Origin of the sequence: Dyadobacter sp. CY327 (assembly GCF_021390415.1) — a bacterium.
Lineage (GTDB): Bacteria > Bacteroidota > Bacteroidia > Cytophagales > Spirosomataceae > Dyadobacter > Dyadobacter chenhuakuii.
In genome coordinates this window covers 1,085,698-1,099,845 of record NZ_JAJUXJ010000007.1, presented here as the reverse complement: position 1 = coordinate 1,099,845, position 14,148 = coordinate 1,085,698, and the positions used below count along the sequence as shown (strand labels likewise).

Annotated in this window: 12 protein-coding genes; 6 read left to right on the top strand and 6 right to left on the bottom strand. The window is 47.1% G+C overall.

Annotation, left to right across the window (positions count from 1 at the left end; translation table 11 throughout):
- Nucleotides 1–13: 13 nt before the first annotated feature.
- Entirely contained in the window at nt 14–448 is a 435-nt protein-coding gene (locus tag LZG74_RS20965; RefSeq protein WP_233798447.1) for a MarR family winged helix-turn-helix transcriptional regulator, read from the top strand.
- A gap of 103 nt (nt 449–551) precedes the next feature.
- Here the strand turns inward: LZG74_RS20965 and LZG74_RS20960 are convergent, their stop codons facing one another.
- The 5 genes from LZG74_RS20960 to LZG74_RS20940 form a co-directional block, all read right to left on the bottom strand.
- The gene (locus LZG74_RS20960) at nt 552–1,385 is read right to left on the bottom strand and encodes a DUF4097 family beta strand repeat-containing protein (RefSeq protein ID WP_233798446.1); all 834 of its coding nucleotides are present in this window, start codon (nt 1,383–1,385) and stop codon (nt 552–554) included.
- Nucleotides 1,386–1,390: 5 nt separating this feature from the next.
- A complete protein-coding gene (locus LZG74_RS20955; protein ID WP_233798445.1) occupies nt 1,391–2,254 on the bottom strand; it encodes a hypothetical protein in 864 nt (287 codons plus the stop codon).
- 27 nt (nt 2,255–2,281) lie between these two features.
- A complete protein-coding gene (locus LZG74_RS20950; protein ID WP_233798444.1) occupies nt 2,282–3,121 on the bottom strand; it encodes a zf-HC2 domain-containing protein in 840 nt (279 codons plus the stop codon).
- Nucleotides 3,108–3,632, bottom strand: a complete 525-nt coding sequence (locus tag LZG74_RS20945; RefSeq protein WP_233798828.1) for an RNA polymerase sigma factor — start codon at nt 3,630–3,632, stop codon at nt 3,108–3,110. Before LZG74_RS20945 ends, LZG74_RS20950 begins: the two co-directional genes overlap by 14 nt.
- Before the next feature lie 211 nt (nt 3,633–3,843).
- Entirely contained in the window at nt 3,844–6,276 is a 2,433-nt protein-coding gene (locus LZG74_RS20940; RefSeq protein ID WP_233798443.1) for an ABC transporter permease, read from the bottom strand.
- Nucleotides 6,277–6,538: 262 nt separating this feature from the next.
- Here LZG74_RS20940 and LZG74_RS20935 point away from each other — a divergent pair, with 262 nt between their 5' ends.
- Together LZG74_RS20935 and LZG74_RS20930 are read left to right on the top strand one after the other, a co-directional pair.
- Nucleotides 6,539–7,108, top strand: a complete 570-nt coding sequence (locus tag LZG74_RS20935; RefSeq protein ID WP_233798442.1) for a Crp/Fnr family transcriptional regulator — start codon at nt 6,539–6,541, stop codon at nt 7,106–7,108.
- A 76-nt stretch (nt 7,109–7,184) separates the two neighbouring features.
- A complete protein-coding gene (locus tag LZG74_RS20930; RefSeq protein WP_233798441.1) occupies nt 7,185–7,841 on the top strand; it encodes a metal-dependent hydrolase in 657 nt (218 codons plus the stop codon).
- 270 nt (nt 7,842–8,111) lie between these two features.
- On the opposite strand, the gene LZG74_RS20925 is transcribed toward LZG74_RS20930, so the two are convergent.
- Nucleotides 8,112–10,661: a glycosyl hydrolase family 95 catalytic domain-containing protein gene (locus LZG74_RS20925; protein ID WP_233798440.1), complete on the bottom strand. Its 2,550-nt coding sequence runs from the start codon at nt 10,659–10,661 to the stop codon at nt 8,112–8,114.
- A gap of 92 nt (nt 10,662–10,753) precedes the next feature.
- On the opposite strand from LZG74_RS20925, the gene LZG74_RS20920 reads away from it, so the two are divergent.
- The 3 genes from LZG74_RS20920 to LZG74_RS20910 all read left to right on the top strand — a co-directional run bounded on the left by LZG74_RS20920 (nt 10,754) and on the right by LZG74_RS20910 (nt 14,140).
- Nucleotides 10,754–11,656: an AraC family transcriptional regulator gene (locus LZG74_RS20920; protein WP_233798439.1), complete on the top strand. Its 903-nt coding sequence runs from the start codon at nt 10,754–10,756 to the stop codon at nt 11,654–11,656.
- Nucleotides 11,657–11,743: 87 nt separating this feature from the next.
- Complete coding sequence (locus LZG74_RS20915) at nt 11,744–12,583, top strand: oxidoreductase (RefSeq protein WP_233798438.1); 840 nt, start codon at nt 11,744–11,746, stop codon at nt 12,581–12,583.
- Between the two features lie 192 nt (nt 12,584–12,775).
- Nucleotides 12,776–14,140: a sensor histidine kinase gene (locus LZG74_RS20910; protein WP_233798437.1), complete on the top strand. Its 1,365-nt coding sequence runs from the start codon at nt 12,776–12,778 to the stop codon at nt 14,138–14,140.
- Nucleotides 14,141–14,148: the final 8 nt, after the last annotated feature.

Below are 14,148 nucleotides of genomic sequence, written 5' to 3'. Positions count from 1 at the left end.
ATAACTCAATCATATGTCAACCATCACGCCATCATTAAAATTGTTCCTGAACCTCACCACAGTGCAGGCCTTGATTACCAAGCGATTCGATGCAAAACTGAGCAGTCATGGCATTAGTCTCAGTGAATTTCTGATCTTGTTTCACCTCGGAGAAGCGCCCGAAGAGAAGATGCGCCGCGTTGATCTGGCTGAAAAAATCGGCCTGACAGCCTCAGGAATTACCCGGATGCTATCGCCCCTGGAGAAGCTGGGAATGGTGAAACGTGAAGCTAACAGCCGCGACGCGCGGGTCTCTTATGTGAAACTGGCGAACGCTGGTAAGCGGATCCTTACCGACGCAACTGCAACATCGGAGCTGTTGTCAGAACAGATTCTTGCAACCCTGAGAACAAAAAAACTGGACGACCTTTCAAAAATGCTCGTAGAAATGGGCGGCACAATTGAATAGACGCGGGCCATAATGCATGCATATTGGTACATCAAAAAGAAAACCCGCCGCATTGCTTTTCAGCATCGGCGGGTTTCTGCTTATAGGGCTTTTAAAGGCGGTTTTACTTCGCTTTTCGCACGTAAATATTGCCATTCATATTCTTCATCATAATTTCGCTTCCGCCGCCATTGATCTTGCCTTTCACCCAGTCATCGATCGAAACCTTATACATTCCGTCCTTGCCCGAGCGCGTGGCCTGCGGAGCGCTTTTGTCAACGTCCACATCGAAGTCGCTGAATATTTCGCCCCGGTCGGATTTCAGTTTTACATCGAATTTTGCAGTCGCCGGAATGGTCACATCCACGTTGCCGTTCAATGTCGAGAATGCCATGGGCGAGGTGTTGTCGATGGTCTTAAAGTTAGCTTTCAATGTTCCGTTGATGGTGTTCGCAACGGCCGATCCGGCAATGTTCGTAAGCGTGATATCGCCGTTCACATTCTGGATTTCCATCTCGCCGGACACGTTCTCAATGACGATGTCTCCATTGTTTACAGTACCAACTTTGAGGCCAAATTTCTGGGGCACTTTGATCTCCAGAAGCATCGTTGTGTTCACCATTCTGGTCGTCAATTTGACAACATTATGCTCTTCGGTTGCGGTCAGTTCTAGGCCTCCGTTTCGGGTGATCCGCTTCATGCCACCGGCTGCTTCGTCTTTCGGCTTGTCCGGCTTTTCCGAGCTCTTAACGACCGCGTCAATGACAACCTGGTTGCCCGAATAACCCGTCACTTTAATGGTCCCGTTTATCAGATTGACTTGCAAAGATCCGGGTTTTGTAGGGTCTGTTAGCGGCACCACGAGTTGTTCTTTCGTTCCCGTCTGAGCCTGGGAAGGACTCGTGAAACAGGCTAGCAAAGCGGCAATCGAGAGGGTCAATAATGGGTTGGTTTTCATTTTTGTTATGATTGTTTTTTAATATAAATATTCCCGTTGAATGTTTCAAACTTATAGGTCGGGCCGCCTTTACCAATGCGGATCCTGGTTTCCGTGCTGAGTTTGTAGACCGTTTTATTGGTTTTGTTTTCTTCATTTTTTACCACTTTCACCGGCAGTGATTCGGTGTTTGGAAAGTCTGTATAAAATTCCCCGTTAAAGCTTTTGAACTGGCAGTCGGCGGAAAAATCCGACGGATAGCTGATCTTGATATCACCATTCAGTGTCTTGAAATCCGATTCGCCCGGAGGAAGTGAAACATAGTTGGCGACAACATTCCCGTTAATAGTCCGCGCGATCGCCGCCCCTTTTGCATTCACCAGCGTAATGGCACCATTGACATTGCTGGCGCCTAATTGGCCCGAAACATCCTTCACATCTATGTCGCCACCGTTTACCGTCGACACATGCAGGTTCATGGCATAGGGGACTTTTACAGTGAAATCCAGCTCAAAATCGTACTCGATCCTGGGGCCGTCATTGTTACGCCTGCCGTGGTTGGGGCGCGAGTCAAATGGTTCGGAAATGTAAGCCGTAATGCTGTCCGCTTTCTGATCGAAATTCAGTTTAAACTCCTGCTTTCCCTCATCTACGATGGCGTTGGTTTTGCCCGTAATTTTCTTGTCCACTTCAATCAAAACCTTACTTCCGTTATAGCCCTCCACCTTTATGGAGCCATTAATGTTGTAAATGGCCAGCACATTGGCCGATGCATTCTGAGATAGGGTAAACTCTTTACTCACGCGCTCCTTGAATTCAAGCTTTTGTGCGGGCGACTGGGTACAACAAAGCACCGCTCCCGCTAATAAGGGGATTGCAAAAAATTTCATAGCTAATTGTTGGATTATGGTTGTAATTTAAGATAAGTCCTTGATTGACTGCTCAATCTTGTTCTTCACAAGGTCATTGAGCCCCTCTCTGTCCAGCAGCTTACGCAGTTCTTTCACAGAGCCTTTTTCCTGCAATTTTACCATCACATCGGCCAGCGCAACCTGAACCATTGGTGAATCCTGCACAGCCAGCGATTTCACCAGGCCTTCCCGCACCACCGAATTCGTGGCAAATTGCGTAAGCGCTTCCAGTGCAACCAGGCGCACATTCACATTTGCATCGTTGTTCAATGTTGAAAAAAGTGCGTCGATCACCTTCTCGTCCGCGTGGGTAATGTCGCTTGTATAGCTCACCGCACGCAGCCTTTCTGTTGCCGAAGGGTTGTCGATCAGCGCCAGCATCATGGTGCTTTTCATCTGTTCCACCTGCGTTGCGAGCGTTTCGATTTGTTCCTGATATGCGCTCGCAGACACATTATTTTTGCTTGTTTTATGGCCGATAACCCAGCCTAACCCTACCAGCAGCAAGCTGAATGCGACCTGAACAGACCATTGCGGAAGTACAAAATCCCTGAGTTTTTGGATAAATGTTTGCCAAGAAAACGCCGTGCTGGTTTCCTCCGTGGCTTTGAAATTATCGAGCATGGCGTAAAAGTTAACCCGCATTTCCTCGCTTGGCTCCGGGACTTTCATCTTGCCCAGACTTTCCCAAAGCTGCTTGTCAGACGTAAACGCCTCCTGGCAATGCACACATTCGGCAAGATGCCGCTCCATATTTTGTCTGTCCGCCTTGTCCAGATCGTCGTGAAGCCAGTCTTCCAATTTATCCTTTGCATGTTCGCAACGCATGTCCTTATCGTCTTTCATTTGTAAAAAACTTTTTTTTCAATTCACCCAAAGCTCTGTGCACCCGCACTTTCACCGTCCCTTCGTTAATGTTCAGAACCTTTGCAATCTCATCGTATTTCATTTCCTGGAACCGGCTTAACACGAGCACTTCCCGGTAATCGTCACTCAATCCGGCCATTGCTTTATGGAGGAAATCGGCGTTTTCTTTTTTCTCAAATCCTTCGTCTGCCAATGTGCCTCCACCGATCTTATCAGCCATTTCATTCACATCATAATGATCTTTAGAGCGGTTTTGCCTGGCGGAGTCATTCAGGATATTCCTGGCCAGATGATACATCCATGTCCTGAATTCACCTTCACCCGTAAACGTATGCTTATATTTGAGCATCCGGTAAAACACATTCTGCACGAGATCTTCGCTCATGTCCCTTTTATGCGTCATATGATAGAAAAACGCAAACAAAGGGCGGTTGTACCGTTCAAAAAGCAGGCCCATCTTGTCCAGATCCCCGGCCTTAACCCTCAGCATGAGTGAATTATCTGTCAGCGTATTCAAACGGTTCGTCTTTTGTGGTGATCCTGATGTGGAAACCGGGCGTGAGGGAAAAGGTTACAGGAATTTATAAAAATAAATTTAAAAAATCCGTATCCATCTCTTTACTAGTGTATTATAAACAAACAAGACCGGTTTCCCGGCCTTATTATGATCAGTATCAATGTCTTCTTTCACCCAATGAAGTTTATTCCGACCGAAGCGATTTTACCGGGTTCATTAATGCTGCCCTAACCGATTGAAACGACACCGTAAGCAGTGCAACCGCCACCGAAACCAGGCTTACCAGTGCTAAGGCCCACCATGAAACGTCAATTTTATATTCAAAATCTTCCAGCCAGCGGCTCATCAGCCACCAGGAAGTGGGCAGTGCAATCACGATCGCCACCACAACGAGTTGAAGAAAATCCTTCGACAGCAGCGCAACAATGCCCGCTACCGACGCGCCCAGCACTTTGCGAACGCCAATCTCTTTGGTCCGTTGCTCCGCCGTAAAAATCGCCAGCCCGAACAGTCCCATGCAAGCGACCAGTATGGTTAATCCAGCAAAAATCGCTAATATTTTACCTGTTTTCTGTTCGGTTTTGTAGGTCTCGTTAAATCTTTCATCCAGGAATGAATAGGTGAAAGGCATATCAGGTTTAAAGCCTTCCCACTGGTTTTTCATTTTGGCAAGCAGGCCAGAAACCTCCTTGTTTTTTGTCTTAATGATCATCCATCCGCGGTCCTGGCTCAATGTCATCACCAGCGGTGAAATTTTCTCGTGCAACGATTTGAAATGGAAGTCTTTTACGATGCCGATCACATGGTAAGCGCTGCCTTTACCCTCATTGTTCCGCCGCGAAAGCGTTTTGCCGATTGCATTATGCTGCCATCCCAGCGCTTTTGCGGCTGTTTCGTTCAGGATAACGGCGGTTGAATCCAAGCCATAGGCTTTTGAAAAATTGCGTCCCTGTGCCATTTCCATGCCCAATGTGGCCAGGTAATCGTAGTCCACTTCGTAACGGAGCGTTTTGAGAAGTTGCGAGGGATTGTCTTCCGGCGTGATCATATAATTGTTGTTATCGGAAGGCCCGGCAGGCACAAAGCCCGACAAGCTGACGTTGCTTACACGCGAATCCCGCATCAGCTCATCCTTGAAAACCGGCATATTTTTGCCCAGAGCCCAGGCCGGAACAATCAAAACCTGGTCTTTTTCATAACCCAGTTTTTTGTTTTGGATAAATTTCAATTGCTGATATACAACCGTCGCACCGACCATTAATGTGATAGAAACGAAGAATTGAAAAACCACCAATCCACTTCTCAGGCCAACATTTTTACCGGAAGAATTAAGTTTAACGGCTGCGTTGCCGCCCTTGAGAACGGCAATAGGCTTGAATGACGAAAGGAAAAAAGCAGGATAGCTTCCTGCAAAAATGCCGACAAACAGACCGAAGATCAGCAAAGCGGGAATCAGCGCGGGAAGTGCTTCCAGGCTGAAACCGAGATTTTTACCCGAAAGACTATTCAGCAACGGCAAACCGGCCAGACAAATAAGCCCTCCAAACACCAATGCAATGCCCGTCAGTAAAATGGATTCCATCAAAAACTGGGCGACCAGCTCGATCTTTTCCGATCCCATCACTTTCCGCACACCCACTTCCCGGGCACGCTTGGAAGAACCGGCCGTGGATAAATTCATGAAGTTAATGCATGCAATGAGCAGCATAATCACTGCAATGGCACCAAAAATGTACACATATTTCAAATCCCCATTGGTGCCCAGATCATACTGAAAATCTGAATGCAGGTGAATTTCGGTCAGGGGTTGCAGATAAAGGCCGAGGTTGTTTCCTTTCTTTTTGAATTCAGCAAAGGTAAGGCCGAGGGCTGTTTTGAGCTGGGGGCCCATGTATTTCTCCACGGTTTGCGGGAGTTTCGCATTCAGCTGGTTGTAATCATAGCCCTCAGGCAAAAGGAGATAAGTGTAAAACTCGGAGATCATCCAGGAGGTCGATTTGGCATCTTCCAGGGAAGACATGGATGCCAGCATATCAAATTGAATATGCGAATGTGCAGGCATTTCCTCCATTACGCCGGTTACCTTATAAGGCGTTTTCCAGTCCTTAAATGTGATTATCTGACCGACAGCATCTTGTTTTCCAAAATACTTCTCAGCCAGTTTGGTTGAAATAACAATTGTATTGGGCTGTATGAGCGCCGATTTTACATTCCCTTCTACGAGCGGAAATGTGAAAACTTGCAGGAAATTAGAGTCGACGAATGCAAGCTCATCGTCCGTATAAATTTGTTGGTTGCGTAACACCATCGGAGCGCCTCCTCGCCTTAACCTGGTGGCTTCCAAAACCTCGGGATAATCGGCTTTGAGGGCAGCGGCGGTGGGAGGCATCACATGCGCTTCCTTCATCTCACCGCCTTGCATTACTCCTTTGAAAACCACCCGCACGATCCGGTCGCCGTTCTCATGAAAGCGATCGAAACTGAGCTCGTCCAGCACATAAAGGCTGATCAGCAGGCAGGAAGCCAGCCCAATGGCCAGGCCCGTAATGTTGATAGCAGAAAAGGCGCGGTTGCGGAGCAGGTTGCGCCAGGCGATTTTGAAATAGTTTTTCAACATAACAGCAGGAGAATGAGAGCGGATTGTATATTATTTTTATGGCTAACAGATCGGTACATTGTATAACATAGTTCTTTGTATAAAATATATGCCAATTTACTTAACGGCTCTTAACAAGCCGTTTACAGGCATCTCCATTTTTCAAAATGTCCGCATTCGGACACTTTTCGTACGAATATGATCAGCATAACAAAGGCTCGCGCGGCACGGCGCTTGGCGGTTCGAAGGAGCGTTGTTACATTTGATATAAAGCAAATCACCCATGACAGAACTGGAAAACTATCTGCAATCTTATTTTGAGTTCGAGCCGAGCGATCTGACCACCGTCGCTTCCTTTTTTAAGCCTGAGTTTGTCAAAAAAGGTGATTATTATCTCAAAACCGGGAAAAGTTGCGATAAATTAAGCTTTCTCCAATCGGGCCTGCTGCGGGTTTATGTGGATTTGGAAGATAGGGAGGTAACGCAGTGGATTTCTTCAAAGGGTTATTTCATCACCGATCTTTCCAGCCTTGTTTTCGGCAAACCTTCCCGCTGGAACATTCAGGCGCTTACAGATACGACATTATACACCATCGATAAAGCCGATTATGACCGGATAGGGGACTTCGTTCCAAAATGGCACCAGACCGAAAAGTTGTTCATTGCGCACTGTTTCGTCATGCTGGAAGAACGCGTGTTCTCATTCCTGTCTATGACCGCTGAGCAGCGTTATAATGTCCTGTTCGAAAGCAGCAGAGAGATTTTCAATCAGGTGCCGCTGCAATACATTGCCTCTATGCTAGGCATGACGCCCGAAACCATCAGCCGCATCCGTCGAAAGCAGCTCATTTGATTTCTTGACATAGGTCAAGTGGCGTTGATTGTGCCGACTATACTTTTGTAGAGTCATTAATCAACCAGCCATTTGTATGTTTATAGGTCATTATGGATTAGCATTCGGAGTTAAGAAAGCAGCTCCCCAAATATCGCTTCTGACATTGTTCGTCGCCGTCGAATTTGTCGACATTCTCTGGCCATTCCTGCTGTTGTTTGATGTTGAACAGGTGAAGGTTACGCCGGGCATTACGGTTGTTACGCCATTTGATTTCGTACATTATCCTTACACACACAGTTTGCTGATGGGCATTGTGTGGGGAGCATTGGCAGCATTGGTTTATTGGTTTTTCAAAAAAGATATCAAAAGCGCTGTAATTGTAGGCCTGGCGGTGCTGAGCCACTGGTTCCTGGATGCCGTAGTGCACATTGCCGATTTGCCGCTGACTCCTTTTTCAGATACGAAAGTCGGAATGGGGCTTTGGAATTCCCTGGAAGGGACTCTCGTTGTGGAAAGCATCATTTTTATCATAGGCGTTGCGCTTTATTACAGGGGCACAAGGGCTATTAATAGCAAAGGAAAATGGCTTTTCTGGCTGCTCGTTGCCTTTTTTATCATCATCGACATTTTCAACATGTTTGGACCGGCACCGGAAGATTCGATTCCTGCATTGTTTGTTTCCTTCGCAGTGTTGCAGTTAATCGTCCTTTCATTAGCGCATTTCGTGGATAAGAACCGTGCTTCCATATAACTTGAAGCGACGCATTGCCGCCAACATTGCTTGCTACCAATATTGCATGCCTCCGGCATTTTATGAATCGTGTCCTTCGTTTTTTCCTACCGATATTGCATGCCTCCGGCATTTTATGAACCGCGTCCTTCGTTTCTTTTTCCTACCGATATTGCATGCCTCCGGCATTGCCTTAAAATCGCGGAGCGATGCAATATTGGTAGCAAAAAAAATGAATGTGCGGAAAGCCTGAATGCCGGAGGCATGTAACGACCAGCACTCCGTACCCTGCTATTTCGTTTTGAAAATGTATTCCTTTCGGGCTTCGGTCGGAAAATCAAATGCCAATCTTCCGGCTTTTACAAGGTTTGAGCTTGCTGGCACTGTTTGAATGTTTTTATAAAATGCATTTGAATTTTCGCCTTTTGCAGCCTTTAACGCAACCTTCGAAGCAGCCTTCACAGCCCCCGGAACGCCTATGCGGCAGTTTCCTCCCAGCTTGGAGCGAATGATAAGCTGAGTGATTTTACCATTGGCCCAGGCGATGTCGAGCTCGAAACCGCCTCTGGCTTTTATGCCTTTTACTTCGCCGCTTGTCCAGTTGTCGGGGATGGCAGGAAGGATGTTGATGAGGCCGTCGTGGCTTTGGAGCAGCATTTCGGTGATGCCGGAAGTGCCGCCAAAGTTACCGTCGATCTGAAAGGGTGGGTGCGCGTCCAGCAGGTTAGGGTAGGTTCCGCCGCCTTTTGCGTAGTCGGTTCCTTCAACGCCTGTCAGTTTCAATTGCTCGCGGATCAGCTTGTAAGCGTGATTTCCATCGAGTAACCTCGCCCATACATTGATTTTCCAGCCTTTACTCCATCCTGTACCGCCGTCGCCGCGCAACTCCATGGTTTTTCTGGATGCTTCTGCAAAATTTGGCGTCGTGATAGGTGAGATCTGGCGGCCGGGGAACAAGCCGAATAAATGTGAAATGTGGCGGTGTTCCGGTTCTACATCCTCCCAGTCTTTGTACCATTCCTGCAAATTTCCCTTTTTGCCAATTTGCATGGGGAACAACTTGCTGCGCTTTTCAATAAGCATTTGTCTGTATTCCGCGTCGATTCCTAACCTTTCGGAGGCTTCGATTAAATTCGTGAAAAGGTCCCAGATAATGGCCATGTCCATGGTGGTGGCAACGGAGACCGAACCTTTAAAGCCTTTCTCTGTTAAGAAAATGTTTTCAGGAGTCGTGGATGGTGCGGTTACCAGCTTGCCGTTTTTATCCTCGATCAGCCAATCCAGACAAAACTCTGCGGCTGATTTCATCAAGGGATAGGCTGTTTTGGACAAATATTCTTTATCACCGCTAAACTGGTAATGTTCCCACAAATGCTGGCATAACCAAGCGCCTCCCACCGGCCAGTTGGCCCAGGAAGGGCTTCCGCTGACCGGATTTGTCGTTGCCCAAATGTCCGAATTGTGATGGAGCGTCCAGCCTTTTGCGCCGTAAAAATTTTTGGCTGTTTCCTTTCCGGTCACGGCAATGTCGCCAATCAGGTCTATTAATGGTGTATGCAGCTCCGATAGATTGGCCGTTTCTACCATCCAGTAGTTCATTTGTGTATTAATGTTGGTTGTGAAATTGCTGCTCCATGGCGGGCGCACTTCGCGGTTCCATATGCCTTGCAGGTTGGCAGGAATGCCGCCGGGACGGGAACTTGAAATGAGCAAATAGCGGCCAAACTGAAAATAAAGCGATTCCAAACCCGCATCTTTCGCACCCTCGGCATATGCTTTCAGGCGTTCGTCCATAGGAAGCTCCGTCTTTGGATTGCCATTAATAACAAGGCTTACGCGGTCGAAAAACTTTTGGTAATCGGTGATATGGTCGCTTTTCAGGGCATCGTAGCTCTTCGTTTGTGCTGCTGTCAGATATTTTTCTGCGATCTGCGACTCGTCTTTTCCTTCTTTGTCAGGACATTTATCAAAACCATTGAAGCTGGTTGCTGCCGACAAAATCAGAACAACTTCGGTCGCGCCCGTGATGTGCAATCCCTGCGCATCGGCAACTGTTTTGCCATCCGACTCCTTTACTTTCATACGCAGCTCAAACCGCATTCCCCGGCATTTGGAAGGATCATTATAGATCACCGGCTGCTCCATGGTTTGCATGTAACTGGGATCCGTATGCGCAGGCGCCTGTCCCTTCATCGCCACCTGATCTTGCCCGATCGCTACATTATTATATACAAGCTGGCTTTGTGTGCTTGCAGTGAAGCTCAATGCGCCCTTTTTGCTAGCTTTCAGTTTCACGATCATTACCTGATCCGGCGCTGAAATGAAGATTTCACGCGTGTAATCGACGCCGTTTATCGTAAAAGAAGTGGAAGACAATGCATTGGAAATGTCCAGATCACGCTTGTAGGCGGTAGGCTGGCCTTCAAAGTCGTGCTTAATGATCAGATCACCCAGCGGCTCGTACGATTCCGTGAAAATGCCTTGCAGTTTCTGCGTCAGCTCCTCGGCCAGTTTGTAATCTTCGTTAGCCAGTGCCGTCCGGATTTGCGGGAGATAGTTCTTCGCATTTGGATTGGGATTCGTGTTCACCGGCCCGCCCGACCAGAGCGTTTCCTCGTTCAGCTGGATGATTTCTTCATTAACCCTTCCAAAAACCATCGCACCAATGCGGCCGTTCCCGATGGGCAATGCTTCATTCCAGTTTTTGGCAGGTTGTTTATACCAAAATTTCAGATCGGATTGCGCGAAGGCAATGTTGCAGGTATGAAGGTAAATGAACGTACAAATTGAAAAGCGGAGCACCCTTCCCGCACCGGAAAGTCGGATTTTGATTAATCTCATAAATGGTTTTTAAAGTATTTCAATTGGGACAGGTTAACAAGATTGTGTCGTTTGTATTCTACTATTCTATTTGAATTTTGTAACTTCGCTTCATGGCAAATTCAGAAACACTCGAAGAATTTTATCAGCACAAGTTTAACTGGCTGCCCGATAACCTCCAACAGGACATCGGGCATTTCAATGTATTTCGTTTGGAAGACTGTATGGGTCCGAATTCGGCACCTATCCAGTATAGCCGTAAGGATTTCTACAAAATTACCCTTATCCGTGGAAAGAACATTTACCATTACGCGGATAAAAGCCTCGAAACGGACGGTGCAACATTGATTTTCTTCAATCCGCAGGTTCCATACACGTGGGAAGGCGGCCCTGACAGCATTTCAGGTTACTTCTGCATTTTCACAGAGGGCTTCTTTTCCGGTCGGATCAGGGACGGATTGGGTGATCTGCCGATGTTTACACCTGGTGGAAAACCAGCTTACCTCCTTAATGAAGCTCAGGAAGCACATATGGAAGGGATATTCAAGAAAATGCTGGAAGAAATTGATTCGGATTATCAATATAAATATGATTTGCTGCGCAACTATGTGACCGAAACAGTGCATTACGCAATGAAAATGCAACCCTCCGAGTCGCTGTATCAGCATCCGAATGCGAATTCCAGGATAACAGCCGTATTTACGGAGCTTTTAGAAAGGCAATTTCCCATTGAATCCCCGTCTCAGCGTTTTACATATAGATCGGCCAATGATTTTGCACAGCAATTATCGGTTCATGTGAACCATCTGAACCGTGCCATCCGCGAAACGACGGGAAAAACAACCACTACACACATTGCAGAACGCATTGCCAGTGAGGCCATTGCACTTTTGAAGCATACCAACTGGAATATTGCCGAGATCAGTTATAGTCTGGGATTTGAGGAACCTGCGCATTTCAACAACTTTTTCAAAAAGCAAACCAGTCAGACGCCCACCTCTTACCGCGTTGTTTGAATTTTGCAATCATCTGTTTGAACCGCGCAATGCAGGATTTTATCCGGTGACCTAATTTTGTTTCATCAAATTAAAACAAACAAAAAAATGGAAACTGATAAGATTTGGTTCGTAACAGGTGCTTCAAAAGGATTGGGGCTGACATTGGTTCAAAAACTCCTGGCTAATGGCTACAAAGTGGCTGCTACTTCGCGGAGCCGGGAAGATTTGCAAAAAGCGGTAGGCGATGACAGCCCGCAGTTTCTGGCGCTGGCAACTGATCTGAAAAGCGAGGCGAGCGTGCAGGAATCGATCGAAAAAACCGTTGCGCATTTCGGCCGCATTGATGTGGTTGTGAACAATGCAGGTTATGGTCTGGTAGGAAGCGTGGAAGAGCTTACCGACAGCGAAGTGCGCGATAACTTTGAAATTAATGTATTCGGTGTGTTTACAGTCATTCGTAAAGCGATGCCGTACCTGCGTGCGCAGCGCTCCGGCCATATTCTGAACATTTCATCCATAGGCGGTTTTATGGGCGGTTTCCCTGGGTTCGGTGCTTATTGTGCTACAAAGTTTGCGGTTAATGGCATGTCTGAGTCGCTGGCGGAAGAAGTAAGGTCGTTCGGCGTGCATGTGACGGTTGTGGAGCCGGGCTATTTCAGGACCAACTTCCTGACCGATTCATCCATTGGCGTTCCCAAAATTCAGATTGAGGATTACAAAGAAGTGCGTGATTCTCAAAATGCACATCAAAACGACATTAACGGAAAACAGCCCGGCGATCCGGAAAAAGCAGCTGACGCCATGATCCGCATCGTGGCAGAAGCCAATCCACCTATGAACCTCTTCCTGGGCAGCGACGCATTTGCCATCGCAAACGGGAAAATCGCTGCCGTTCAAAAAGAACTGTCAGACTGGAAAGATCTGACAGTTTCTACGGACTTTTAACATTAGAAGCTGAGGACATATCTTAATAAAGGGCAGACTGCTTTGCGGTCTGCCCTTTTAGAATTATCCCCTCAACATTGAACAGGCAACTGGTGTGAAACGGCTGCCTGATTAGTAAATTGGCAGAAAATAATTACTTTGCTGTTAAATTGGCATTCTTCAAAACGCAAAAAACAGCACCGTAAAACCTGCATGGATTATTTTCTCGTTTCGTTTTTCCTGATCCAGTACGTCCGGTCTTCATTGCAGACAGCCACAAGCCTTCCGGAATGGGACCGCAAATTGCTGATCGGCCGGTACACCAGTATCGCGTTACTTGTTACGTATTATGTGACGGACACGCCGGACTGGTTTTCCTGGCTCTGGCATCTATTTATGATTATAGTCCTGCTCATTCTTTTAACTAAGGATGAGTTTCTGCAGATGAAATCGGTTTCGCAGTCGGTTGTCCCGTTTGTAGTCATTTCTATCATAAATGACGTCGTAGACCTGGTTGCTCCCAAATTCCATGATCAATATCACGACTTTCTGGACATTGCGGTCGCTTTCGCATTCATACTCTGCTTTGTGATCTGGTTCTATGCCCGCAAGCAGCAGAAAGTATTGTTAAAAGAACGGGAGGATCGTTTGCGCGAGGAACTGGCCAGTAAAGCACAAAAGGAATCATTGGAATATCTCGTTGCCGAGCGCACAATGGAGCTTACGGCGCAGAAAGAGGAACTGCAAAAGGCAATTGAAGACCTGAAATCTACACAAAACCAGCTGATACAGAGCGAAAAAATGGCTTCGCTGGGTGAGCTTACTGCAGGGATTGCACACGAGATCCAAAACCCGCTGAATTTCGTCAATAACTTTTCCGAAGTGTCGGTGGAGCTTTGCCAGGAATTGGAAGAAGAAGTGGACAAAACTTCAATTGCGGACGAGGATAAGGATTATATCAAGGGCATCATCGCCGATTTGAGCCAAAACCAACAGAAAATAACGCATCACGGCAAACGCGCCGATTCTATTGTAAAAGGGATGCTGCAACATTCCCGCGCATCGTCCGGGGAGAAAGAAATGGTGGAAATCAATGCGTTGGCTGACGAATATATGCGCCTCGCTTACCACGGTCTGCGCGCCAAGGACAAAGAATTCAATGCAGCGCTGGTTACAGATTTCGACCCTACTATTGGCAAAGTGCTTGTCATGCCGCAGGATCTGGGAAGGGTTTTTCTGAATCTTTTTACCAATGCATTTTACGCCGTTGCGGAGAAAAAACGACTGCTCACAGAGGCCGGTACGCTGGACGATTACAGACCGGAAGTCAAGATTTCCACGAAAATGTTTGCCGGTAAGCTTTATATAAGGGTGTCAGATAACGGCACCGGCATGCCGGATCATGTGAAAGCGAAGATATTCCAGCCTTTTTTCACAACCAAACCAACAGGCCAGGGAACCGGATTGGGCCTTTCGATGAGCTACGATATCATTACCAGTGCGCACAACGGAACGCTGGACGTAGAGACCATTCCAGGGCAAAAGACAGAGTTTAAAATCACAATTCCTGTTGCCTGATTTACGCG

Bases quoted from the DNA above. Each gene is read 5' to 3' on its own strand.
- LZG74_RS20965 (WP_233798447.1), top strand. From the start codon at position 14: ATGTCAACCATCACGCCATCATTAAAATTGTTCCTGAACCTCACCACA.
- LZG74_RS20960 (WP_233798446.1), bottom strand. From the start codon at position 1,385: ATGAAAACCAACCCATTATTGACCCTCTCGATTGCCGCTTTGCTAGCC.
- LZG74_RS20955 (WP_233798445.1), bottom strand. From the start codon at position 2,254: ATGAAATTTTTTGCAATCCCCTTATTAGCGGGAGCGGTGCTTTGTTGT.
- LZG74_RS20950 (WP_233798444.1), bottom strand. From the start codon at position 3,121: ATGAAAGACGATAAGGACATGCGTTGCGAACATGCAAAGGATAAATTG.
- LZG74_RS20945 (WP_233798828.1), bottom strand. From the start codon at position 3,632: ATGCTGAGGGTTAAGGCCGGGGATCTGGACAAGATGGGCCTGCTTTTT.
- LZG74_RS20940 (WP_233798443.1), bottom strand. From the start codon at position 6,276: ATGTTGAAAAACTATTTCAAAATCGCCTGGCGCAACCTGCTCCGCAAC.
- LZG74_RS20935 (WP_233798442.1), top strand. From the start codon at position 6,539: ATGACAGAACTGGAAAACTATCTGCAATCTTATTTTGAGTTCGAGCCG.
- LZG74_RS20930 (WP_233798441.1), top strand. From the start codon at position 7,185: ATGTTTATAGGTCATTATGGATTAGCATTCGGAGTTAAGAAAGCAGCT.
- LZG74_RS20925 (WP_233798440.1), bottom strand. From the start codon at position 10,661: ATGAGATTAATCAAAATCCGACTTTCCGGTGCGGGAAGGGTGCTCCGC.
- LZG74_RS20920 (WP_233798439.1), top strand. From the start codon at position 10,754: ATGGCAAATTCAGAAACACTCGAAGAATTTTATCAGCACAAGTTTAAC.
- LZG74_RS20915 (WP_233798438.1), top strand. From the start codon at position 11,744: ATGGAAACTGATAAGATTTGGTTCGTAACAGGTGCTTCAAAAGGATTG.
- LZG74_RS20910 (WP_233798437.1), top strand. From the start codon at position 12,776: ATGGATTATTTTCTCGTTTCGTTTTTCCTGATCCAGTACGTCCGGTCT.